The organism is Qipengyuania algicida (assembly GCF_009828025.1).
GTDB classification, from domain to species: domain Bacteria; phylum Pseudomonadota; class Alphaproteobacteria; order Sphingomonadales; family Sphingomonadaceae; genus Qipengyuania; species Qipengyuania algicida.
This window is the reverse complement of record NZ_WTYA01000006.1, coordinates 106,910-128,795: the sequence shown is the minus strand read 5'-3', so window position 1 is coordinate 128,795 and position 21,886 is coordinate 106,910. Positions and strand designations below refer to the sequence as shown.

The window sequence follows — 21,886 nt, the reverse complement described above, 5'->3', positions numbered from 1 at the left end:
GACCTGCCTGCCGATCTTGCCAATCTGTCCGAAGCCGAAGCCGCCAATGAACTGATGCGTCTGGCGAAGGCAATTGCGCACCATAACCGGCTCTATCATGCCAAGGACGCGCCGGAGATTACCGATCAGGAATTCGATGCGCTGGTCCGGCGCAATGCCGCGATCGAAGCGGCATATCCGCACCTCGTTCGTGCGGATAGTCCATCGAAGGGGGTGGGGTTCGAGATTTCCGCCTCGCCGCTGAGCAAGGTGACGCACGAGGTTCGCATGATGAGCCTCGACAATGCCTTTGCAGCGGAGGAAGTCGAGGAATGGGTCGCGCGGGTGAGGCGGTTCCTTGCACTCGCTGAGGATGCGCCGCTTGGCTTTACCGCCGAAGACAAGATCGACGGGCTCTCCTGCTCGCTGCGTTACGAGCATGGCAAGCTGGTGCAGGCCGCGACGCGCGGAGATGGGCAGGTAGGTGAGAATGTCACCGCCAATGTACAGCATATCGCCGATATTCCGCAGCAATTGCACGGCTCGGGCCATCCCGATGTGTTCGAGGTGCGCGGCGAGGTCTATATGGAAAAACAGGCCTTTACCGCACTCAATGCTGCACAATCGGAGCATGGCGGAAAGCTGTTTGCGAACCCGCGCAATGCGGCGGCGGGGTCCTTGCGGCAGAAGGATGCAAGCGTCACGGCAGCGCGGCCCTTGCGCTTCTGGGCACATGGCTGGGGCGCAGCGAGCGCGGTTCCGGGCGACACCCAATTCGAGGTGATGCAGCAAATCTCACACTGGGGTTTCCCGCTGTCCCGCCTCTTCCAGCGGGTCGAAAGCGTGGCGGGCCTGCTCGATCACTATCGTTCGATCGGCGAGGCGCGCGAGGGGTTGCCGTATGAAATCGACGGCGTGGTCTACAAGGTCGACCGGCTCGATTACCAGCAGCGGCTCGGCTTCGTCGCCAAGGCTCCGCGCTGGGCGCTGGCGCATAAATTCCCCGCCGAGCGTGCCGAGACGACGCTGGAGGCGATCGACATTCAGGTCGGGCGAACGGGCAAGCTGACGCCGGTCGGCAGGCTCGCCCCGGTGCTGGTGGGCGGGGTTACCGTGACCAATGTGACACTGCACAATCGCGACGAGATCGCCCGGCTCGGCGTGCGTCCGGGTGACCGGATCGTGGTGCAACGCGCGGGTGATGTTATCCCGCAAGTGGTCGACAATCTCACCCGCGACGCGGATCGCCCGGCGTTTGAGTTTCCCGACCATTGCCCGGTTTGCGGCAGCGAGGCGGTGGCCGAAGAAGGCGAAGTCGATGTCCGCTGCCAGGGCGGGCTGATCTGCCATGCGCAGCAGTTCGAACGCCTGCGCCATTTCGTCAGTAGAGGGGCACTCGATATCGAGGGACTGGGCGAGAAGAGCATCGCCGAATTCATGGAGCTGGGCTGGCTGGCGAATGGGCCGGGCGACATCTTCCGCCTGCACACCCATCGCGACGAGTTGATCGGACGAGATGGCTGGCAGGAGAAGTCGGTCGACAATCTTTTCGCCGCCATCGAGGCGAAGCGCTCCCCTGATGCAGCGCGGCTGCTGTTCGGGCTCGGCATTCGCCATGTCGGCGCGGTGACTGCGCGCGACCTGATGAAGCGTTTTCACGAATTACCGCTCCTGAGAGAGATGGCGGAACAGGCGCGGGACGGGGACGAGACGGCGCAGAATGAACTGGCAAGCATCGATGGGATCGGCCCGGCGGTGATCGAGGCGCTGGGCGATTTCTTCCACGAGGATCACAACAAAAAGGTGTGGGACGACTTGCTCTCCGAAGTCTCTCCGCCCCCATACGTCGTCGAAACGCAGGCCAGCGCGGTCAGCGGCAAGACGGTGGTGTTCACCGGCAAGCTTGAAACCATGAGCCGTGACGAGGCCAAGGCGCAGGCTGAAAGGCTGGGCGCGAAATCCGCTGGCTCGGTTAGCGCCAAGACCGACCTCGTAGTCGCCGGGCCGGGTGCGGGGAGCAAGCTCAAGAAGGCCGCCGAGCTGGGCATCGAGGTGATCGACGAAGCCGCCTGGGCGGAGATCGTCGCGGCGGCGGGCTAGGGCGACCCGATTATGAGCCCAGGCTTAGCTCTCACAACGCTAGCACTTCCCCGTTGCGGTCAGCGCTGCGATACATTGCGGCGATCAGGCGGATATCGCGCAGGCCCATTTCACCGGGTGTTCGATGCGGCTTGTTCGCGCGCGCGGCGCTAGAAAAAGCGTCGATCTGGCCAGCGAACTGCGTGATCGGATTGCCGGTCCCCACCGTGCTAGGCGGTCCCCCGCTTTGCCGGACGAGGCGATTGTCATAGTAGGTGGTAGCCGGTTCCATCTCTAGCGCGCCCTTGTCGGCCATGTAGTGCTGGAAGCTCTGATACGGCGCATAGCAATAGGAACTCGATCCGCTCACCACCGCGCCGCTCGCCATCATCAGCCGCCATTCGATGCCGCCCTCGACTTCGGCAAAGCGCGGATCCTCTCGCGGATAGGCATAGACCGCTGAGACGGAAACCGGCTCGTCACCCTTCAGCATCATGAGCGATGTGTTGAGACCATAGATGCCGATATCGTACATTGATCCACCACCACCCAGCTCTTTCGTGAGGCGCCATTTATGAGGCGGCCACGAAGGGTCGGCCTGAAATCCGTGGTCGGCACGGATGTTGCGGATCGGGCCGATCTCACCTGCATCGATGATAGTCTTCGCTGCAATATTGGTCGGCTCGAAATGCACGCGATAGGCGACCCCCAATTGCCTCCCGGCGGCCTTGGCGGCGGCGATCATGGCTTCGCATTCGGAGACCGTGCTAGCCATCGGCTTCTCGCACAGCACATGCTTGCCAGCCTTGAGCGCGCGGATCGTATATTCGGCGTGCAACCCGACCGGCAGGACGATGTAAACGCAGTCGATCTCTGGGTCGCGGGCGATATCGTCGAAGTTGTCATACCCATAGAAGCGCGAAACGCCGTATCGCTCGCCGAGCATCTTCGCCTTATCGGGATTGCCGGAGACGAACGCCGTCATGCGCGAGGCATTGGCATCCACGAAACCGGGAATGACTTGTCCGACTCCGAAGCTGCCAAGACCGACGATCGCCCAGCGCATTCGTTCGCCCATCGGAATAGGAAGAACAGGATTGCCGATAAGTGGCTGGCCCTTGGCTGTCTGGGCCGAAGCCTGCTGTGCGGATGCTGCAAATGCCGCAGCGCCCAACCCGGCAAGAATACTCCGTCGATCGAGGTCCGACGTTCCCTCCTTGCGCATCCCATCCTCCCTGTTGTTCTGGTAGCGTTATCATGCATGATTCCGAAGCGATGTCACGGATCCGTTTGAGGCACCCACTTCATCACGCCGCCCGAAAAGGGCGTCCAGTATCCTGTGCGCACGCCTGCTGCTGCAAGCTGGTTCGAGGTCCACTGGTTGCAGCTATTGGCAAAGGTGTAGCGACCCAGCGCGTCGTAGTTGAAGGCGGATGGGTCGAAGCCGCGATAGGATTGGCGTGGGCTTCCCAGCGGCAGGGGCGGAAGCGAGCCGAGGATACTGCGCACCAGCCTTCGGTATTCGTCGGGGCGAAGGCGCAGGGGGCGATACCAGCGATCGGGCGCGGGGCGCACGAAAGGCGTCAGCCGAATGATGGCCGAACCTCCGTGAATGGCGATGTGCCAGACGGTCGCGGGTTTGAGATCGGACCAGGTCGGCGTGTGAAGGAACACATCTTTCTCCCCCCAACCGATGGCGACATGGGTGGGATACTGGCCGTCGTCGCGCGGCAGGTACAGCGCCGGAAAAGTCTGCCGCCAATCCTCTTCCGGCGTGACGATGGGCAGGACCAGTTCAGTATGGAGGCCGTTGTCTGCAACGAGGATCGTGATCCCGGTCTCGGGCTCGCGCCAGTCGGGATTGCGCGGAATGCTGCTGGCGATCCAACCGCCGACGAAAAACACGAGTGTGGCAAGAATGGAGACGGTGAGCGCAAATCCCAACAGCTGGATCGCGATGCGCTGCTTAAGCACCCTCAGCGCCGCTTGCGCAGCCACAGGATCGACCAGTCTCCATTGACCAGCCGCCGCGCGAGGCGGAATCCGGCTCGGCGATAGGCGCTTCGGACGGCGTGTTCCTGCGTCGCCAACAGGCCCGCCAGGACGATATGTCCGCCTCCACTCACAGCTTTGCCGAAATCGGGTGCCAGCTCGATCAGCGGGCGCGCGAGGATATTGGCGATCAGCAGGTCGTAGGGACCGCGCGCCTTCAGCACGGGGTCCGCCATGCCATCGGTGACGACCATCAGCATTTCTCCGCGACCTGCGCCGATTGTCGCACCGTTGAGCGCGGCATTATCCTCGACCACGCCGACGCAGATCGGATCGATATCCGATACCGTCATCAACGCTCTCGGCCACAGTCTCAGCGCGCCGAGCGCCAGCAGGCCGGTGCCGGTGCCGATATCTGCGGCATTGCGCACCATCACGCCCTCGCGCCGCATCAGCGCGAGCATCGCGAGACATCCTGCGGTGGTCGCGTGCTGTCCGGTTCCGAAAGCCTGGCTGGCGGGGATCACCAGATTGACGGCGTCATCACTGGCGGGATGTTCGGGTGTGCGCACATGAAATGGCCCCGCGTTGATCGGATCGACGCCCTTCTGGCTTTCGATCACCCAGTCGGTCGGCGGCAGTTTCTCGGTCGAAAGCTCGGGCGCTCTATCGGCAAACAGCGCTGCAACGGCGCGTTTGTCAGCTGCGGTCGGCTCGCGCGGGAGCCAGACCTCGATGACCCATTCGAGCAGACGGTCCTCGGCCACTTCGCGCCCGGCAATGACCATGTCGAAGTCCCATTCCTCGACCTCGTCATGCGCCAGCAGCGCGGCCTGCACCTCCGCCTTGGAGGCAAAACCGGTGATTTTCCAGCTATCTGCCATGGGCTTCCTTCGCCAGGCGTTCATCGAGTGACTTGGTCAGATCTTTCGCGCGTTGCGCACAAGTGTACCCTCCCAGCATGGAGCCAATTGCGGCACGCTTGACCATGTCGCTTTGCGAGGGATGCGGGGTCAGCAGGATATCGCATGGCAGCTTGGCTACCGTCGCGATGCTCTTGCGATATGTAGCAAGATAGGCCGGGTGGTCCGAAAAACGGTAGGAATCGCTGCTGACCGGGGACAGGCTGTCGACATAGGCGACCGTATGGCAGCGCGTGCCATCGCAGGCTTTCCAGCTCCAGCTCAGCGCGCCAGTCGTGTGACCGGGCGTTGCATGTGCTTGCAAGGCGAGATTGCCGAGCCGCACCACTTCCCCATCGCGGATGAGACCGTCGACGGCGACTTTTGGGAAAGTGCCATGTTCCTCAAATTGCGGATCTTCCGGAATGGGGCCGCCTTGTTCGAGCGCCTTGGCCGCATCGGGCGATGCGAGCATTTTTGCACCGGTCAGCCGTTTCAGCTCGGCAAGTCCGCCCGCATGGTCGAAATGCTCATGCGTTTCGAGCAGGATCTTGACGTCGGAAAGCTTGAACCCGAGCGCCTCGATATTCTTCGCGACCAATTTGCCCGCATCGGACGGTCCGCCGTCGATCAGGATCGCGCCCTTGTCGCCGACCACGAGAATCGCGGATATGCCGCAGGTGCCGACGTAATAGGTATTGCCATAAATGCGATAGGGAGGGGCGGGCTTGTTCCACTCGTCCCAAGGCTTGCAGACGTTGGCCCAGCTTGCGGGATCGACCGGCTGCTGCGTGCCTGCATCACCTGTCGCGGGCGCAGTGGCGGCCAAAGCGGCGGCAAGGATACTAACGAACATAGCTGGCTCCATTGGCATCGATGGTCGCGCCGGTCATGCTGGCCGGGGCGTCGAGCGCGCAGAAGATGACGATGGACGCGATTTCTTCGGGTGTTGCCACCCGGCCAAGCGGGATGTCCGCCAGCAACCCGTCCCCGCCGCGGCTTTCAAGATAGTCTCCCGCCATGGCCGTGTCGGTGAAACCGGGCGTGATCGCGAAGCTGAGAATGTCCTCACTCGCATAGGCGCGCGCGATGGTCTTGTGCAGCGCCAGCATTCCGCCCTTGCTCGCCGCATAGTGCCAATGCGCCGGGGAATCGCCGCGGTGCCCCGCGCGGCTGGCGACATGGACGATCCGTCCGCCGCAGCCGCGCTCTTGCCAGTGCTGGACAGCAAAGCGCGAGAGTTGCGCAGCGGAAGTCAGATTGATCCGTAGCGTATCCTCCCATTTGTCGAGCCATTCGATGTCGGACTGGTCGATCGGGTTTTCTATGAACAATCCTGCGTTGTTCACCAGAACGTCGATAGCACCACCCGACAATTCCATCGCCGCATCCCATAATTGCTTTGGCGCGAGCGGATCGCCGAAGTCGGCGGCAAGCGTTTCGTCATCGCTTGCGGATGTCGCCTGCCCGATGACGCGCACCCCGCGTTCAGTCAGCGATTGCTTCGCCGCAGCGCCGATTCCGCGGCTCGATCCGGTCAGGAGAATGCAGGTCATGGCAAGTGCTATTCGCAAATTTGCGTCACTTGTCGACCCCGCGCTCCTTGCCTCTTGCGCACGACCCGTTAAGTGGGGGCCACTGTAAGACAAACGAACCGGATTGCGCGATGGCCGAAAGACCGCTCTCACCTCACCTGCAAATCTGGAAATGGGCACCGCAAATGTTCATTTCCATCCTTCACCGTGTCACCGGGGACGGGTTGGCGATCGTCGGCCTGGCCGTGCTGCTGTGGTGGCTCGGCGCGCTCGCTTCGGGTGTCGAAGCCTACCAGACATTTGTCGGGGTCATGACGACGCCCATCGGCTGGGTCGTGCTGGTCGGGTTGAGTTGGGCGTTCTTCAGTCACCTGATGAGCGGCCTCAGGCATTTCGTGCTCGACATCGGTGCGGGTTACGAACTCAAGGCCAACCGCGCCTGGTCCATCGCCGCGCCGGTGCTGGGCGTTCTTTTCACCGTCGCCTTCTGGGCGATCATCCTCACCAAATAGGGGCGTAGCTCATGGGTAACGGAACCGAACTCGGCCGCGTCAGAGGCCTCGGCAGCGCCCATCACGGCGCGCATCACTGGTTGCTGCAACGCTTCACCGCGATCGGCAATTTCATCCTCATGCTGTTTCTGGTGGTCAGCCTGATGCTGCTGCCGGCTTACGATCAGGGCACGGTGGCGCAATGGGTGGCGAGCCCGCTGACCGCGACCGCGCTGGCGCTGCTCGTGATCTCGGTCTTCTGGCACGCGCGGCTCGGGCTACAGGTGCTGATCGAGGACTATGTCCACGAGAGCGGTAGCCGCTTTGCGCTGATCGTCCTGCTTAATTTCGCAGCTTTCGGAGGGGCCGCTTTCGGTCTCATCTCCATCGCTCGCATCGCATTTCTAGGAGCCGCCTGATGGCGAACACCGAAGCCAATACTTCCGACAAGTGGTCGGACTATACGATCGTCAACCACACCTATGACGTAGTGGTCGTGGGTGCGGGCGGATCGGGCCTGCGCGCAACCATGGGTTCTGCCGAGGCAGGCCTGAGGACCGCGAACATTTCCAAGGTGTTCCCGACGCGCAGCCACACCGTCGCCGCGCAGGGCGGCATCGCTGCATCGCTGGGCAACAACACGCCCGATCACTGGTCGTGGCACATGTACGATACCGTCAAGGGATCGGACTGGCTCGGCGATCAGGACGCAATCGAATATATGGTCCGCGAAGCGCCGCAGGCGGTGTACGAGCTGGAGCATGCGGGCGTGCCGTTCAGCCGCAACGAGGACGGCACGATCTACCAGCGCCCTTTCGGTGGGCACATGCAGAACATGGGTGAGGGGCCTCCGGTCCAGCGCACCTGTGCCGCCGCCGACCGCACCGGCCATGCCATGCTCCACGCGCTCTATCAGCAGAGCCTGAAGTATGACGCGGACTTCTTCATCGAATATTTCGCCATCGATTTGATCATGGAAGACGGCAAGTGCCGCGGCGTGGTGGCGATGTGCCTCGATGATGGCACGATCCACTGCTTCCGCGCCCATGCGGTGGTGCTGGCGACCGGCGGTTATGGCCGCTGCTATTATACCGCTACGTCTGCTCACACCTGTACCGGCGACGGTGGCGGCATGGTGCTTCGTGCTGGCCTGCCGCTGCAGGACATGGAATTCGTGCAGTTCCACCCGACCGGCATTTACGGCGCGGGCGTGCTGATTACCGAAGGCGCGCGCGGCGAGGGCGGCTATCTCACCAATTCCGAAGGCGAGCGCTTCATGGAGCGTTACGCGCCGAGCGCGAAGGATCTCGCCAGCCGCGACGTTGTCAGCCGCTCGATGGCGCTCGAAATCCGCGAAGGCCGCGGCGTCGGGGATGAGAAGGATCACATCTTCCTCCACCTCGACCATATCGATCCCAAGATCCTCGCCGAGCGGCTCCCGGGAATTACCGAGAGTGGCAAGATCTTCGCCGGTGTCGACCTGACCCGCCAGCCGCTGCCGGTGGTGCCGACAGTGCATTACAACATGGGCGGTATCCCGACGAACTATCACGGCGAGGTGATCGCCGGGGATGCGGGCGATCCGGAAAAGACCGTGCCCGGCCTGTTCGCCGTGGGCGAGGCGGCCTGCGTTTCGGTGCATGGTGCCAACCGGCTCGGCTCGAACTCGCTGATCGACCTCGTCGTGTTCGGACGTGCGACCGGGCATCGTCTCAAGGAAATCATCAAGCCGGGTATTGCGCATGACGAACTGCCGGAAGGCAGCCTCGACTTCGCGCTCACCCGTCTCGACCATTTCCGCAAGGCCGACGGCAAGGCTTCGACGGCCAAGATCCGTGAAGAAATGCAGAAGGCGATGACCAAGCACGCTGCGGTTTTCCGCGACAGCGAAGGTCTGTCCGAAGGCGTGAAGGAACTGACCACGATCAACAAGCGGCTGGAGGATGTGCATGTCTCCGACCGGTCGCTGATCTGGAACTCGGATCTGATCGAAACGCTCGAGCTCGACAATCTGATGGCGCAGGCCAATGTCACCATGGCGAGCGCCGAAGCGCGAAAGGAAAGCCGCGGCGCCCACGCGCACGAGGATTTCCCCGACCGCGACGACGCCAATTGGATGAAGCACACTCTCGCGTGGTTCACCGGATGGGGCGGCAGCGGCGGTGCGGTAACGCTCAACTATCGTCCGGTGCACGAATATACGCTCACCGACGACATGGAATACATCAAGCCCAAGAAGCGGGTTTATTGATCCGGCTGGTGAGGGCGGGCTGGCACAACTGCCGGTTCGCCCCCGCCATCGCCGACAGCGGTTTGCACCGCACTCTCACTCGACAAATGACATGAGCGATCCGTCCAACGACAAGGAAGGGCGGGAATGACGGTTTACACTCGTAATCGATAAGTCTACAAACGTAGTCAGAAGATTACGGGAGTAGTTACGCGTGAGCCGCAAGTCAGCACCTTCCAGCGCAATCAGCGAAGCCGAACACGCCGTCATGGAAGCTTTGTGGGACCAGAGCCCGCTGAGCGCATCTGATGTCTTCGACCGCGTCTGCCGCGAGCGGGACTGGACCATGCCGACGGTCAAGACGCTGCTGTCGCGGCTCGTCAACAAGGGGGCCGTCTCGACCGAGCCCGATGGTCGGCGCTTCCTCTATTCTCCCGCCATCGCACGGTCCGACTATGTCGGTCAGGAATCGAAACGCCTGGTCGATCGCCTGTTCGGCGGTCGCCCCGCGTCGCTGTTCGCCCAACTCGCCGAGAACGAAGCGCTCGACGATAACGATCTGGCTGAAATCGAGAAGCTGCTGAGGGAGCTGCGCTCATGAGAGAATTTCTGCTCGAAACACTGCTGTGGACCGGAGTGCTGATGGCGCTCGTCCTTCTGATACGACGTCCTGTGTCCCGGCGTTTTGGCCCGCGCTACGCTTATATGCTCTGGGCAATTCCGTTCGTGCGACTGGTGATGCCGCCCATCGTGCTCCCGGCGTGGCTCCGCCCAGCCGAGGCGGCGCAGGCGGTGGCCATGCCGCAAAATCTCGCTCCGAGCGACATGGTGGCGCTGGCTGCGCAGGTTCCGACGACTCAGGTGCACACCACTTCGTCGTTCGATTACGGGTTCTGGCTGGTGGCGCTATGGCTCGCAGGCACAGCGATCTTCCTTGCGCGCCGTTTCCAGCAATATTTCCAGCTCCGTCGCCAGATGTTAAACAATTCGCGCCCGGTCGGGGACATCGGCAAGGTTCGTCTGGTCGAAACACCGCTTGCGGAAGGTCCGGTGGCGTTCGGCGTGTTCGACAAGGTGATTGCCCTGCCGGTCGGGTTCATGTCCGGTGAGGATCGGCTGGCGCGCGACCTCGCGCTCGATCACGAACTCTCGCACCATCGCGGGCACGATCTGCTGGTCAACTTCCTGGTCCAGCCACTGTTTGCGCTGCACTGGTTCAACCCGCTCGGCTGGTTTGGCTGGCGTGCGATGCGGCGCGATCAGGAATCGGCTTGCGACGCCCGCGTGGTCGAGCATCGCTCGCCCGACCAGCGCGCCGCCTATGCCAATGTCATCGCCTGTTATGCCGGAGTGAAGAGCTTTTCATCCCGCCCGCCGCTGGCCGCCGCCATGGCGTGCCCCGTGCTGGGCGACAAATCCATCGTTCAACGCCTGAGGAATTTGTCCATGTCCGATATCACTCCACGCCGCCGCCTGCTGGGCCGGGTGCTGATTGGCGGGGCCGCGCTGGCTTTGCCGCTGACCGCTTCGATCAGCTATGCCGAAGCCCAGGCCGCGCCGCAAGCGCCGCAACCCCCGGCGGCGCCTGAAGCGCCCGCCGCTCCTGAAGCGCCGATGGCGCCCGAAGCTCCCCTGGCTCCAACGGCCGCAACTGCTCCGGTGCCTCCCGCTCCTCCGGCACCGCCTGCCGCACCCGAATGGCATGACGGAAAGGATCACAAGACGGTGAGGGTTGAGCGTACCGTGACCGTCGACAAGGACGGCAAGCGCAAGGTCGAAGAGCAGGTCTGGCACTCCAAGGATACGATGACCGAGGCCGATCGCGCCGAACTCAAGGTGAAGATGGCCGAGGTCGGTGCAAAGACTGCCGAGATCCGTGCCGAGATGGCGGAGAACGGCGAGATGCAGAAGCGGGTCCAGAAGGAGATCCGCATCGCCTTCGCCAAAAGCAAGGATGCCGCACCGGACGTGAGGATCGAATGCCGCTCCGGCCAGACCGAAGTGGCAGAGACCGAAACCACCAGCGATGGTCGCACCCGGATGTTTGTGTGCCAGACCGCCGCTCTCGCCAAGGCCCATGATGCGATGGTCGCCGCAAGAGCCGAGATCAAGCGCCACAAGTCGATGAGCGACAGCGAGCGCGCCGAAGCCCTGCGCTCGATCGACGAGGCAATGAAGGGCCTGAAGGAAAAGAGCTGACGGTTTTCAGTTACCCCCGTCCGGACGGGATGGGCAGGCGGCGATCGGAACCCCCAGCCGATCGCCGCCTTTTCCATGCGCCTATGCCTGATCGAGGATCGCGTCGCATTTGCGGTCGTCACCCTGTAGGCCGAGCTTGAGCGCCGCGCTGCGCTGGGCGCTGGTGCCATGGGTGAAGTTGTCGGGGCTCACCCGACCTTGAGTCAGCGTATCGTCACCGATCTGGCTGGCTGCCCGCATCCCGGATTCAATGTCGCCCGGTTCGATCAGATGGCGGTTCTTGCCCGCCCAGACCCCGGCATAGCAATCGGCCTGCAATTCCATCGCCACCTGATAGCGGTTGGCATTGCGCGGATCGCGTTGCTTCGCGCGGGCGACGGCCTCGGCCACTCCGGTCAAAGCCTGGATGTGATGCCCATATTCATGCGCGACGACATAATAGCGCGCGAACTCACCCGGTGCGCCCAACTGGTTCGCGAGTTGGTCGTAGAATTGCGTGCCAATATAGATTGTTTCGTCGGCGGGACAATAAAATGGACCCATGTCCGGGCTGCCCGGCCCGCATCCGGTGCTGAAACTCGTGTTCGGTTCGAACGCGAGTTCGGGCTGGCGGAAGCGCTGGCCGACACCCTGCTGCTCGAACACAGCTTGCCATGTCTGGTTGAGCGATTGGAGCGCGTTGCAGGTCTCGGTGGCGTATTTGTTGGCCGTGCACAGCGCCTGCTCGTCCTGCGGGCTGGTCGCCTGTTGCTGTGTCTGCGCACCCTGTCGTCCCTGCTCGACCACGCCGATGGTCTGCGAGGGATCGAGGCCGAAGACGAAATAGCCGATTGCGGCGATGACGATGGTGCCAAGGCCAAGGCCGCCAACGCGGCCTCCCGGCATTCTTCCCCCGCCACCGGCAGAGCGCACACGGATATTATCGGTATTGAACGGATTAAGTCGCATGTCAGTCCCCTCTCGATTGACCGCGCGCCGTGCATTGGCGATGACGTTGCGAGAATGCAGTCAAAACGCTCGGAGGTCTAAATGTTTCTCAACGGAAAACGCGCACTTGTCACCGGCTCCACATCGGGCATCGGTCTGGCGGTTGCGCGCGCGCTCCACGAGCATGGCGCGGCCATCGTCCTCAACGGCTTTGGTGACGACGCGGAAATCGCGAAACTGAAAGACGAACTCGGGGCGGATCACTCAGGCGCCGACCTCACCGATATCGCCGCTATCGAGCAGATGATGGCGGATATCGGGCCGATCGATATCCTCGTGAACAATGCCGGGATGCAGCATGTTGCACCGATCGAGGATTTTCCCGCAGCTACCTGGGAGAAGATCATCTCGCTGAACCTGTCTGCGGCATTCCATGCCATGCGTCTCGCGATACCGCATATGAAGCAGGCGGGCTGGGGGCGGATCATCAACACCGCCAGTGCGCATTCGCTCGTCGCCTCGCCGTTCAAGAGCGCCTATGTCGCTGCCAAGCATGGTATTGCGGGCCTGACCAAGACCGCAGCCCTGGAGGTTGCCGAATACGGTGTGACGGTCAACGCGATCAGCCCCGGCTATGTCTGGACCCAGCTGGTCGAAAACCAGATCCCCGACACGATGAAGGCGCGCGGGATGAGCCGCGAGGAGGTCATCAACGACGTCCTGCTGGCCAAGCAGCCGACCAAGAAGTTCGTCCAGCCAGAGGATATCGGTGCGCTCGCGGTATTCCTGTGTCGCGACGAGGCGCAGAACGTCAACGGCGCCAACTGGAGCGTCGACGGAGGCTGGACGGCGGAGTAAACGACCCGCTCGGGCCATCACCCCCTAGCGTATCGCACAATCCGCGGTTACATGGGCCGCCACGAATCTCCCCGCGCGCAAGAAAGTGGCACCCATGGACATCCCTCTCGGCCTTACCTTCGACGACGTTCTGCTGCGTCCCGCCGAAAGCGATATCGTGCCTTCGATGGCGAACACGTCGACGCTGCTGACGCGAGCTATCAAGCTCAATATTCCGGTGATCTCCAGCGCCATGGACACGGTGACCGAGGCGGACATGGCGATTGCCATGGCGCAACTGGGTGGGATCGGCGTGCTTCACCGCAATCTCGAGATCGAGGAACAGGTCGCCGCCGTGCGCGCGGTCAAACGATATGAAAGCGGCATGGTGGTCAACCCGATCACCATCCACCCCGACGCAACACTGGGCGAGGCGCAGGCGCTGATGCTGCAGCACCGCATCAGCGGTATTCCGGTCACCGACCGCGAAGGCAAGCTCGCAGGTATCCTCACCAATCGCGACGTCCGCTTTGCCGAGAACCCTGGCCAGCCGGTGCGCGAATTGATGACCACCGAGAATCTCGCGACGGTTCCGCTCGGCACCAATCAGGAGGAAGCGCGGCGTTTGCTGCACCAGCGCCGGATCGAGAAGCTGCTGGTTGTTGATGGTGCAGGCAAATGTGTCGGCCTGATCACGGTCAAGGACATCGAGAAGGCGGTCGCTTATCCGTCTGCGACCAAGGATGAGGATGGCCGCCTTCGCGTGGCTGCTGCGACGACTGTTGGAGACAAGGGTTTCGAACGGAGCGAAGCGCTGATTGCCGCGGAAGTGGATGTGGTCGTGATCGACACTGCACACGGTCACAACAAGGACGTCGCCCGCTCGGTCGAGCGGGTCAAGATGCTCAGCAATTCGGTTCAGGTGATCGCAGGCAATGTCGCCACACCCGAAGCGACCCGCGCGCTGATCGATGCCGGGGCGGACGGGATCAAGGTCGGGATCGGGCCGGGGTCGATCTGCACCACCCGCGTCGTCGCAGGCGTTGGAGTGCCGCAGCTGACCGCGATCATGGAATGTGCGGCGGAAGCGGAAAAATCCGGTGTGCCGGTGATCGGCGACGGTGGTCTTCGCACGAGCGGCGATGCCGCGAAAGCGCTGGCCGCCGGAGCGAGCTGCGTGATGATCGGATCAATGCTCGCCGGGACCGACGAAGCGCCGGGCGAAACCTTCATCTACCAGGGGCGCAGCTACAAGAGCTATCGCGGGATGGGCTCGGTCGGCGCTATGGCGCGCGGCAGCGCCGATCGCTATTTCCAGCAGGACGTATCGGCGCAGAAGCTGGTGCCAGAAGGGATCGAAGGGCAGGTGCCGTACAAGGGTCCGGCCTCGGCGGTCGTTCACCAGCTTGTCGGCGGGATCAAGGCGGCGATGGGATACACCGGGAGCGCATCGATCGACGATCTGCGCAAGAACGCGAAATTCGTGCGGATCACGAATGCCGGGCTGACCGAGAGCCATGTGCATGATGTTGCGATCACGCGTGAGGCTCCCAACTACCCGCGATGACACCTGCGGCGCGTGTCCAGTCGTCCATCGAACTGCTCGACCTGATCGTTCTGGCGGCACGGTCGCAAGCCGCGCCTGCCGATCGCATTCTTGCCGACTGGTTCCGGTCGCATCGTTTCGCTGGCTCGAAAGACCGTCGTGCCATCCGCGAACTGGTCTATCGCGCTATCCGCGCTTGCGGGCCGATCCCATCTTCCGGCCGGGAGGCCATGCTTCGCGTCGCGGAAGAAGACCGCGAGCTGGCGGGTTTGTTCGACGGATCGACCTATGGTCCGCGACCGATCGATGCGGGCGAACGGGCTGCTGCTGGGGGTGTCGCACCCAAATGGCTGGTCGATCGGCTGGCCGCCTCTGGCATTTCAGGGGCCGAGGCGGAGGCGCTGCTCGACCGTGCGCCGCTCGATTTGCGGGTCAACACGCTCAAGGTCCAGCGCGAAGGGCTGGAATTGCCGGAAGCTGCCACCCAGACGGATGCGCCCAATGGCTTGCGACTCGTACCAGGCACGCCGGTGGAACAATGGGATGCCTATCGCGATGGCAGAATCGAGATTCAGGACACAGGCTCGCAGCTCGCCTGCCATGCTGTTCACGCGCAACCCGGTGAAATCATCGTCGACCTGTGCGCAGGAGGGGGCGGCAAGACCCTCGCGCTTGCCGCTGCCATGGAAAATCGCGGACGATTGATTGCCAGCGACACCGATCGGGCGCGGCTGTCCCGGCTGGCTCCGCGTGCCGAGAGGGCAGGTGCGGACATCATCGAAGCGCGCCTGCTCGATCCCGGCAAGGAGACAGAGGCCTTGGCCGATGTGGCAGGACAGGCCGATGCCGTGCTGATCGATGCCCCATGTTCCGGCACCGGCACATGGCGCCGCAATCCCGAAGCGCGCTGGCGTCTGACCGACGCCAGTCTCGCCAGACTTTGCTCGACTCAACGCGAACTATTGACGTTAGGCGCGCACCTGCTGAAGCCGGGCGGACGGTTGATTTATGTCGTGTGTTCGCTGCTGGACGAGGAAGGGGCGGCCCAGTTCGGCAGGTTTCTCGGCGATAACATTGCCTTCAAACCGCAAGCCCTGTCGCTGCCGCTTGGTGTGCCGCGCGACAGCGGAACTCGGCTGACCCCCTTCCATGACGGCACCGACGGTTTTTTCATCGCCTGTGCAGTTCAACCGTGATAGCCACGCCGATTATGGCCAATCCGGCTGACCAAACACGTTCGCATCGCTTGGAGACACTCATGCGTTTCGCCCCTGCCGCCGCAGCTCTTTCGCTTGCCCTTGCCGTCACCGCCAGTGTCGGTTTCGGTTCGCCGCGAGCGCCAGTACCCGGAGCCGCAGCGCTCATCGCACAAGGCGATCAGGCCTTGCAGGCAGGCGACAAGGAAGGCGCGGTCAGCGCTTTCGAAGCCGCGCTGACCGTCGATCCGGGCTATACGCCGACATTGCTCAAGCTGGGCGAGGCGGCGCGGGCCAATGGGCTTCAGGGCAAGGCCATTCGCTATTACCGACAGGCGCTGGCGCGCGAGCCCAACAATGTCGCAGCGCTGGCCGGCGAGGGCGAGGCACTGGCGGAAAAGGGCGCGATCGAGAAAGCGCAGCGCAATCTGGCGGAAGTCCGCAAGGCTTGCGGCAAGGATGCCTGTGCCCCGGCGCAGCAGCTCGCCGCCGCGATTGCCAAGGGTCCAGTGAAATACGTCGCGGCGAATGATACGAAAGCGCCGGAGGCCGAGAAGCAACCGGCTACCAACTGACCGGCCTGCTGCCTCTCAGATCAAGGCGGTGAACGCTTCGACGACGCTGCGATAAACGCGCTTCTTGAACGGCACGATCAGTTCGGGCAGCTGGTCGGGCGCGACCCATTTCCAGTCGCAGAATTCGGGCGGGTTGTGCGCTTCCAGATCGACGTCCTTGTCGGTGCCGTTGAAGCGAACGCAGAACCACACCTGTTCCTGGCCGCGATATTTCCCGTTCCATAGCTTGCCGATCAATTCGTCGGGCAAGTCATAGCGAATCGGCTCGTCCATTTGGCCGATGATCGAAACCTTGCCGGGCACGATCCCGGTTTCCTCGCCCAGTTCGCGGTACATCGCTTCGCGAAGGTCTTCGCCCTTGTCGACGCCGCCCTGGGGCATTTGCCACCAGTCGCCTTCCTTGTTGTCGATGCGGCGTCCAACGAAAACCTGACCGTCGGCATTGACCAGCATGATGCCCACGCAGGGGCGATATCCGAGTTCCTTCATACTGATGCCAATGCCCGGTTCAGCGCGCGCGTTCCAGCATCAATTTGACCGCAGCGAGGAAGGCGTCGAGATCCTTCTGCCCGCTGGGGATGGCTTTGCGCAATGTGGTGAATCCGTGGATGATACCGGGGAATTCGAGATAGCAGACCTCGGTCCCCTGCTGGATGAGATGCGCGGCATAATTGCGACCCGAATCGCGCAACGGATCGAGCCCTGCGGTGCACACCACGGTCGGCGGCGCGTTCGAACAATCGCCCACCATCGGCGTGTGCCTCGGGTCGGTGGCATCGCCGGCATATTGCATGGTGAACCAGCCCATGGTCGCCGACGTCAGCAGGAAGCCTTCGCCGAAATCGCGCAGGCTCTGGTGCTTGGTGATATCGTCGGCAACCGGATAGATCGGCGCCTGCACGATGACCGGAACGTCCGCCGGGTCGTTAGCCAAGGCGTTGGTGGTGACGATGGTGAGGTTGCCGCCCGCGCTGTCGCCGGTGATGACAAGTCCGGTAAACTCGCGCCCAAGCGCTGCTGGAGAGGATGCGATCCATCGAGCCGCGGCCTCGCAATCGTCGGGCGCGGCGGGGAAGGGGTGTTCGGGGGCAAGCCGGTATTCGACTGATACTACCGGAAGGTCGAGCTGCTCTGCGATTTCGGTGCACAGCGAATGATAAACGCCGATATCGCCGATCACGAAGCCGCCGCCGTGGATGAACACCACGCAGGGGCCGGGTTCGCGCGTTTCGCGCTTGTCGTAGAAGCGCAGCGGAATATCGCCGGCGGGTCCGGGGCAGGTCACATCCTTGATGACGGCGAGATCGCGCGGGTCGGCTTCGGCCATCTGGCCCATGACCCGCATCCCTTCGCGTCCTTCTTCAACGGGTAGTTCTTCGACACCGGGGCGTCCAAGCTGTTCCAGCATATTGAGGAATCCGCGGACATCTTCGCGAACGAAATGTTCGGTGGCGGCCATTTTTCTCTCTCCCATGGGTTTCAAACCCGAACTTAGCGTGCTGCGCGGGGTTTTCCATGCGCGATTTTGGGCGTAGCGAGAAAAAACTTGATTGAAGCGTGCTGGCGTGACGCCTAGCTGCCGCGTTCACCTGTTGCGACATATGCGCCTGAGGGGCGCGCGATGAGGAATGCCAATGGCGACCCAGAAGGTCGAAGCCCCGCTCGAAGCGGAAGAAACTCCTGAAACCGTAGTGGTTCGGTTTGCGGGCGATTCCGGCGACGGAATGCAGCTCACTGGCGGGCAGTTTACCCTGTCCACCGCCTTGGCGGGCAATGATCTCGCCACTTTCCCGGACTTCCCGGCCGAGATCCGCGCGCCGCAAGGCACGCTGTTCGGGGTCTCGGCGTTCCAGATCAACTTCGGCAGCCGCGCGATCAACACTGCGGGCGATGCGCCCGATGTGCTGGTGGCGATGAATCCGGCGGCGCTGAAAGTGAACCTCCCCGCTCTGAAGCCGGGTGGCTTGGTGATCGCCGACACGGGCGAATTCTCCAAGCGCAATCTCGATAAGGCGAAATACGACGTCAATCCGCTGGAGGACGACAGCCTCGCCAAGTTCGATGTGTTGGCGTTCGACATCAGCGCACAGACGATCGAGGCGGTGAAGCCGTTTGGCCTCGGCAACAAGGATGCGCTGCGTTGCAAGAACATGTGGACGCTGGGCCTTGCGCTGTGGATGTTCGACCGTCCGCGCGAGCCAATCCACCAGTGGTTAAAGGCCAAGTTCAAGAGCAAGCCCGATATCGCCGACGCCAACATCGCAGCGCTCGATGCGGGCCACGCCTATGGCGAGACGGCGGAAATTTCCGGTCCGCTTAAGCAATTGCACATGCCCCCTGTGCCGAGCGCACCGGGGCTCTATCGCACGGTGACGGGCGCAGAGGCGGTTTCGCTGGGGCTGGTTGCCGGTGCGCAGCTGGCCGAGCTGCCGATGTTCTTCGGCGGCTATCCGATCACGCCCGCCTCGGCGATCCTTCATCACCTCGTGCGGCTCAAGGAATTCGGCGTCACCACATTCCAGGCGGAAGACGAGATCGCTGCGATCTGCGCCGCCATCGGGGCGAGTTACGCAGGGAGCCTCGGCATCACCAGTTCATCCGGTCCCGGTATTGCGCTCAAGGGCGAGGCGATGGGCTTGGCGATCATGACCGAATTGCCGCTGGTGATCGTCAATTCGCAACGCGGTGGCCCCTCGACCGGCCTGCCGACCAAGACCGAGCAAAGCGATCTCTACCAAGCGGTTTATGGTCGGAATGGCGATGCGCCGATGCCGGTGATCGCCGCGCGCAGCCCGTCCGATGCCTTCGAAGTGGCGATCGAGGCGTGCCGCATCGCGGTCGAATACATGACCCCGGTCATGCTGCTGACCGATGGCTATATCGCCAATGCCGCCGAGCCATGGAAAGTCCCCGATCCCAAAGGCTTCACGCCGTTTCCTGCCAAATTCCTCGAGCAGAAGAACGATGGCGACAATCTGCTGCCCTATAAGCGCGATGCCAAGGGCGCGCGCCCCTGGATCAAGCCCGGCACGCCCGAACTGATGCACCGCATCGGCGGGATCGAGAAGCACGAGCTGACCGGCAATATCGACTATTCGCCCGCCAACCACCAAGCGATGACCGATGCGCGCAAGGCCAAGATCGACCGGATCGCCGTGCCCGATCAGGACGTCGCGCTCGGCGATACCTCTGGCAAGCTGGCGGTGGTGGGCTGGGGCTCAACCTATGGGCCGATCCATCAGGCGGTGCGCCGGTCGCGCGAGAAGGGACTGGACGTCAGCCATATTCACGTCCGCCATATCTGGCCGCTACCGGGCAACCTCGGTGACCTGCTGCGCGGGTTCGACCATGTGCTGGTGCCGGAAATGAACACCGGCCAGTTCAAGACCGTGCTGCGCGACCAGTTCCTCGTCGACGCCCAGCCGCTGACCAAGACCAGCGGCCAACCGTTCCAGATCGCGGAACTCGAAGCCGCGATCGCGAGCTACTTCGATGGCCAGCCCGGCGATGCGGGCGGCGAAGAAGTCGACGCCAATGACCAGCAATTGCCCAGCCCGAAGGCGGTGAACCCATGAACGAGATGACCTCCCCCAAGGATATGGTGACGACCACCCTCAAGGACTGGGAAACCGACCAGGAGGTGCGCTGGTGCCCCGGTTGCGGCGATTATGCGATCCTCAAGGCAGTGCAGCGCACACTCCCGCAATTGGGGGCTGATCCGGCAAAGACGGTCTTCATTTCCGGCATCGGCTGTTCCAGCCGCTTTCCCTATTACATCGAAAGCTACGGCTTCCACACCATTCATGGCCGGGCACCTGCCTTTGCGACCGGCGCCAAACTTGCCAATCCGGAACTCGACATCTGGCTGGTGACGGGCGACGGCGATGGACTGTCCATCGGCGGCAACCATCTGATGCATGTGTTGCGGCGGAACGTGAACATGCAGATCATGCTGTTCAACAACGAGATTTACGGCCTCACCAAGGGGCAATATTCGCCCACCAGCCGTGAAGGCACGCGCTCGCCCTCGACCCCGCTCGGCTCGGTCGACCATCCGGCGCGCCCGGCCGCCTTTGCGCTTGGCGCCGGTGCTCGTTTCGTCGCGCGCGGCTTCGATGTGTCGAAGAAGCTGCCCGAAGTGCTGATGGCTGCCCACGCACACCAGGGCGCGGCCTTTATCGAGATTTTCCAGAACTGTATCGTCTATAACAAGGACGTATTCGACGATTTTGCCGCCCCCAAGGGCGCCGAGGATCGTCAGCTCTGGCTGGAAAATGGCGAGCCGATGCTGTTCGCGGGTGGCCGCCAAGGCCTCACGCTCGACCGCGACGAGCTCTGCCTCAAGGTGGTCGAGGTTGCCGACGGCGACTGGGAAGCGGCGGGCGTCATCGTCCACGACGTCACCAATCGCATAATCGCGCATATGCTGGTCGAAATGCCGTTCGGGCCGTTCCCGATGGCGCTCGGCGTACTCTATGACGATCTGCGCCCGACATTCGAAAGCGGCGTGATCGAGGAGCGCGAGCGGGCGACCACCGGCAAGACCGCAGATCTGGTCAAGCTGCTCGGCAGTGGGCAGACCTGGACAGTCAGCGGGACCGCTGCCGATCCGGTCTAGGCTGCGGTCGTAGGATCGAGCCTGTCGGCCGTGTCGCTGTCTGCTGCAGCACGCGCCGGCTTGTAGAGCACTGCTTCGGCGAGGAAGGCCCATGCAGCGCCGCCGAACCATCCGGCAATCACGTCGCTGGGGTAATGCACGCCCAGCAGCACGCGGCTGAACGCGATCAGCAGCGAGATTATCATGGCGCTGCCGATGATGGTGTAGCGCACCGAATGGCGGCGGCTCATCGGCGCGAAGGCCAGCGCCATGCCAATAAAGATCATCGCGGAGGCGAAGCTGTGCCCGCTGGGGAAGCTCAACCCGTCGGCGATGGCGAGGTGCGGCACCAGTTCGGGCCGCGCGCGACCGACCAGCGCCTTCATCGCATTGTTGATGCCCCAGCCGAGCAGGACGGTCATGGAGAACAGGAATGCCTCGCGCCGCAAGCGCAGGAACAGCAGGGCGATGACGGCAGCCAGGGTAGTCAATGTGCTCAGCAGGACGCCGCCCAGCGCAGTGATATCGCGCACGGCCTCCTGAATACGCGGGCTGCCCAGTATCTGGTGCTGGGTGCCGCTGCGAAACCACAACAGGCCCGCGTCATCGAATGCCTCCAGCCGGTGATGCGTCACCAGCGACACCATCGCGCCCCAGACGCACCAGCAGATGAGGGACACGGCCAGCGCCTTGCGCCGGTCGATGGCAAAGCCGCGTTCCGGCAAGTGAATTTCGCCTGCTGGTATCGGCGGCTCTGTTGGCGTTACATAGTCGGAGTGTTTCTGATGCATGGGAGAGGAA

21 protein-coding genes are annotated in these 21,886 nt (G+C 62.9%); 12 read left to right on the top strand and 9 right to left on the bottom strand.

Annotation, left to right across the window (positions count from 1 at the left end; all coding sequences use genetic code 11):
- Window positions 1-54: 54 nt before the first annotated feature.
- The gene (gene ligA, locus GRI58_RS09185) at window positions 55-2,079 is read left to right on the top strand and encodes an NAD-dependent DNA ligase LigA (RefSeq protein WP_237452218.1); all 2,025 of its coding nucleotides are present in this window, start codon (window positions 55-57) and stop codon (window positions 2,077-2,079) included.
- 31 nt (window positions 2,080-2,110) lie between these two features.
- On the opposite strand, the gene GRI58_RS09180 is transcribed toward ligA, so the two are convergent.
- The 5 genes from GRI58_RS09180 to GRI58_RS09160 are packed head-to-tail and all read right to left on the bottom strand — an operon-like array spanning window position 2,111 to window position 6,508.
- Window positions 2,111-3,283, bottom strand: a complete 1,173-nt coding sequence (locus GRI58_RS09180) for a Gfo/Idh/MocA family protein (RefSeq protein WP_160753298.1) — start codon at window positions 3,281-3,283, stop codon at window positions 2,111-2,113.
- Between the two features lie 53 nt (window positions 3,284-3,336).
- Complete coding sequence (locus GRI58_RS09175; RefSeq protein ID WP_337190940.1) at window positions 3,337-4,056, bottom strand: DUF2459 domain-containing protein; 720 nt, start codon at window positions 4,054-4,056, stop codon at window positions 3,337-3,339.
- Entirely contained in the window at window positions 4,035-4,934 is a 900-nt protein-coding gene (locus tag GRI58_RS09170) for a 50S ribosomal protein L11 methyltransferase (protein ID WP_160753297.1), read from the bottom strand. Before GRI58_RS09170 ends, GRI58_RS09175 begins: the two co-directional genes overlap by 22 nt.
- Window positions 4,924-5,808: a subclass B3 metallo-beta-lactamase gene (bla, locus tag GRI58_RS09165; protein WP_160753296.1), complete on the bottom strand. Its 885-nt coding sequence runs from the start codon at window positions 5,806-5,808 to the stop codon at window positions 4,924-4,926. Before bla ends, GRI58_RS09170 begins: the two co-directional genes overlap by 11 nt.
- Window positions 5,798-6,508, bottom strand: coding sequence for an SDR family NAD(P)-dependent oxidoreductase (locus GRI58_RS09160; protein WP_160753295.1), 711 nt, complete (start codon window positions 6,506-6,508; stop codon window positions 5,798-5,800). Before GRI58_RS09160 ends, bla begins: the two co-directional genes overlap by 11 nt.
- A 110-nt stretch (window positions 6,509-6,618) precedes the next feature.
- On the opposite strand from GRI58_RS09160, the gene sdhC reads away from it, so the two are divergent.
- From sdhC to GRI58_RS09135, 5 genes are all read left to right on the top strand, one after another.
- On the top strand, window positions 6,619-6,999 hold the full coding sequence (sdhC, locus tag GRI58_RS09155) for a succinate dehydrogenase, cytochrome b556 subunit (RefSeq protein WP_160753294.1): 381 nt from the start codon (window positions 6,619-6,621) through the stop codon (window positions 6,997-6,999).
- Between the two features lie 11 nt (window positions 7,000-7,010).
- Complete coding sequence (gene sdhD, locus GRI58_RS09150) at window positions 7,011-7,397, top strand: succinate dehydrogenase, hydrophobic membrane anchor protein (protein WP_160753293.1); 387 nt, start codon at window positions 7,011-7,013, stop codon at window positions 7,395-7,397.
- On the top strand, window positions 7,397-9,229 hold the full coding sequence (gene sdhA, locus GRI58_RS09145; RefSeq protein ID WP_160753292.1) for a succinate dehydrogenase flavoprotein subunit: 1,833 nt from the start codon (window positions 7,397-7,399) through the stop codon (window positions 9,227-9,229). Before sdhD ends, sdhA begins: the two co-directional genes overlap by 1 nt.
- A 193-nt stretch (window positions 9,230-9,422) precedes the next feature.
- Window positions 9,423-9,809 carry a BlaI/MecI/CopY family transcriptional regulator gene (locus tag GRI58_RS09140; RefSeq protein ID WP_337190939.1) on the top strand — a complete coding sequence of 129 codons (387 nt, stop codon included), beginning with the start codon at window positions 9,423-9,425 and terminating at the stop codon, window positions 9,807-9,809.
- A complete protein-coding gene (locus tag GRI58_RS09135) occupies window positions 9,806-11,407 on the top strand; it encodes a M56 family metallopeptidase (RefSeq protein ID WP_160753291.1) in 1,602 nt (533 codons plus the stop codon). The genes GRI58_RS09140 and GRI58_RS09135 overlap by 4 nt, the downstream gene beginning before the upstream one ends.
- An 81-nt stretch (window positions 11,408-11,488) precedes the next feature.
- On the opposite strand, the gene ypfJ is transcribed toward GRI58_RS09135, so the two are convergent.
- A complete protein-coding gene (ypfJ, locus tag GRI58_RS09130) occupies window positions 11,489-12,355 on the bottom strand; it encodes a KPN_02809 family neutral zinc metallopeptidase (protein ID WP_160753290.1) in 867 nt (288 codons plus the stop codon).
- Window positions 12,356-12,436: 81 nt separating this feature from the next.
- Between ypfJ and GRI58_RS09125 the strand changes: the two genes are divergently transcribed.
- The 4 genes from GRI58_RS09125 to GRI58_RS09110 all read left to right on the top strand — a co-directional run bounded on the left by GRI58_RS09125 (window position 12,437) and on the right by GRI58_RS09110 (window position 16,488).
- The gene (locus GRI58_RS09125; RefSeq protein ID WP_160753289.1) at window positions 12,437-13,192 is read left to right on the top strand and encodes a 3-hydroxybutyrate dehydrogenase; all 756 of its coding nucleotides are present in this window, start codon (window positions 12,437-12,439) and stop codon (window positions 13,190-13,192) included.
- Between the two features lie 94 nt (window positions 13,193-13,286).
- Window positions 13,287-14,738: an IMP dehydrogenase gene (gene guaB / locus GRI58_RS09120; RefSeq protein WP_160753288.1), complete on the top strand. Its 1,452-nt coding sequence runs from the start codon at window positions 13,287-13,289 to the stop codon at window positions 14,736-14,738.
- Window positions 14,735-15,913: an RsmB/NOP family class I SAM-dependent RNA methyltransferase gene (locus GRI58_RS09115; protein WP_160753287.1), complete on the top strand. Its 1,179-nt coding sequence runs from the start codon at window positions 14,735-14,737 to the stop codon at window positions 15,911-15,913. Before guaB ends, GRI58_RS09115 begins: the two co-directional genes overlap by 4 nt.
- Before the next feature lie 62 nt (window positions 15,914-15,975).
- A complete protein-coding gene (locus GRI58_RS09110) occupies window positions 15,976-16,488 on the top strand; it encodes a hypothetical protein (protein ID WP_160753286.1) in 513 nt (170 codons plus the stop codon).
- A gap of 15 nt (window positions 16,489-16,503) precedes the next feature.
- Here GRI58_RS09110 and GRI58_RS09105 read toward each other — a convergent pair whose 3' ends face one another.
- Both GRI58_RS09105 and GRI58_RS09100 read right to left on the bottom strand, forming a co-directional pair.
- Window positions 16,504-16,977 (bottom strand): RNA pyrophosphohydrolase, encoded by a 474-nt coding sequence (locus tag GRI58_RS09105; RefSeq protein ID WP_160753285.1) that lies wholly within the window; start codon window positions 16,975-16,977, stop codon window positions 16,504-16,506.
- Between the two features lie 19 nt (window positions 16,978-16,996).
- The gene (locus GRI58_RS09100; RefSeq protein ID WP_160753284.1) at window positions 16,997-17,947 is read right to left on the bottom strand and encodes an alpha/beta hydrolase; all 951 of its coding nucleotides are present in this window, start codon (window positions 17,945-17,947) and stop codon (window positions 16,997-16,999) included.
- Window positions 17,948-18,122: 175 nt separating this feature from the next.
- Here GRI58_RS09100 and GRI58_RS09095 point away from each other — a divergent pair, with 175 nt between their 5' ends.
- Entirely contained in the window at window positions 18,123-20,063 is a 1,941-nt protein-coding gene (locus tag GRI58_RS09095) for a 2-oxoacid:acceptor oxidoreductase subunit alpha (RefSeq protein WP_160753283.1), read from the top strand.
- Window positions 20,060-21,106: a 2-oxoacid:ferredoxin oxidoreductase subunit beta gene (locus tag GRI58_RS09090; RefSeq protein ID WP_160753282.1), complete on the top strand. Its 1,047-nt coding sequence runs from the start codon at window positions 20,060-20,062 to the stop codon at window positions 21,104-21,106. The genes GRI58_RS09095 and GRI58_RS09090 overlap by 4 nt, the downstream gene beginning before the upstream one ends.
- On the opposite strand, the gene GRI58_RS09085 is transcribed toward GRI58_RS09090, so the two are convergent.
- Window positions 21,103-21,876 (bottom strand): phosphatase PAP2 family protein, encoded by a 774-nt coding sequence (locus tag GRI58_RS09085; RefSeq protein WP_160753281.1) that lies wholly within the window; start codon window positions 21,874-21,876, stop codon window positions 21,103-21,105. The two genes, GRI58_RS09090 and GRI58_RS09085, sit on opposite strands and share 4 nt — an antisense overlap.
- Between the last annotated feature and the right edge of the window lie 10 nt (window positions 21,877-21,886).

What these genes read in the sequence shown, in the direction of transcription:
- ligA (WP_237452218.1), top strand. Translation starts at nt 55, where the DNA reads ATGCGTCTGGCGAAGGCAATTGCGCACCATAACCGGCTCTATCATGCC.
- GRI58_RS09180 (WP_160753298.1), bottom strand. Translation starts at nt 3,283, where the DNA reads ATGCGCAAGGAGGGAACGTCGGACCTCGATCGACGGAGTATTCTTGCC.
- GRI58_RS09170 (WP_160753297.1), bottom strand. Translation starts at nt 4,934, where the DNA reads ATGGCAGATAGCTGGAAAATCACCGGTTTTGCCTCCAAGGCGGAGGTG.
- bla (WP_160753296.1), bottom strand. Translation starts at nt 5,808, where the DNA reads ATGTTCGTTAGTATCCTTGCCGCCGCTTTGGCCGCCACTGCGCCCGCG.
- GRI58_RS09160 (WP_160753295.1), bottom strand. Translation starts at nt 6,508, where the DNA reads ATGACCTGCATTCTCCTGACCGGATCGAGCCGCGGAATCGGCGCTGCG.
- sdhC (WP_160753294.1), top strand. Translation starts at nt 6,619, where the DNA reads ATGGCCGAAAGACCGCTCTCACCTCACCTGCAAATCTGGAAATGGGCA.
- sdhD (WP_160753293.1), top strand. Translation starts at nt 7,011, where the DNA reads ATGGGTAACGGAACCGAACTCGGCCGCGTCAGAGGCCTCGGCAGCGCC.
- sdhA (WP_160753292.1), top strand. Translation starts at nt 7,397, where the DNA reads ATGGCGAACACCGAAGCCAATACTTCCGACAAGTGGTCGGACTATACG.
- GRI58_RS09135 (WP_160753291.1), top strand. Translation starts at nt 9,806, where the DNA reads ATGAGAGAATTTCTGCTCGAAACACTGCTGTGGACCGGAGTGCTGATG.
- ypfJ (WP_160753290.1), bottom strand. Translation starts at nt 12,355, where the DNA reads ATGCGACTTAATCCGTTCAATACCGATAATATCCGTGTGCGCTCTGCC.
- GRI58_RS09125 (WP_160753289.1), top strand. Translation starts at nt 12,437, where the DNA reads ATGTTTCTCAACGGAAAACGCGCACTTGTCACCGGCTCCACATCGGGC.
- guaB (WP_160753288.1), top strand. Translation starts at nt 13,287, where the DNA reads ATGGACATCCCTCTCGGCCTTACCTTCGACGACGTTCTGCTGCGTCCC.
- GRI58_RS09115 (WP_160753287.1), top strand. Translation starts at nt 14,735, where the DNA reads ATGACACCTGCGGCGCGTGTCCAGTCGTCCATCGAACTGCTCGACCTG.
- GRI58_RS09110 (WP_160753286.1), top strand. Translation starts at nt 15,976, where the DNA reads ATGCGTTTCGCCCCTGCCGCCGCAGCTCTTTCGCTTGCCCTTGCCGTC.
- GRI58_RS09105 (WP_160753285.1), bottom strand. Translation starts at nt 16,977, where the DNA reads ATGAAGGAACTCGGATATCGCCCCTGCGTGGGCATCATGCTGGTCAAT.
- GRI58_RS09100 (WP_160753284.1), bottom strand. Translation starts at nt 17,947, where the DNA reads ATGGCCGCCACCGAACATTTCGTTCGCGAAGATGTCCGCGGATTCCTC.
- GRI58_RS09095 (WP_160753283.1), top strand. Translation starts at nt 18,123, where the DNA reads ATGGCGACCCAGAAGGTCGAAGCCCCGCTCGAAGCGGAAGAAACTCCT.
- GRI58_RS09090 (WP_160753282.1), top strand. Translation starts at nt 20,060, where the DNA reads ATGAACGAGATGACCTCCCCCAAGGATATGGTGACGACCACCCTCAAG.
- GRI58_RS09085 (WP_160753281.1), bottom strand. Translation starts at nt 21,876, where the DNA reads ATGCATCAGAAACACTCCGACTATGTAACGCCAACAGAGCCGCCGATA.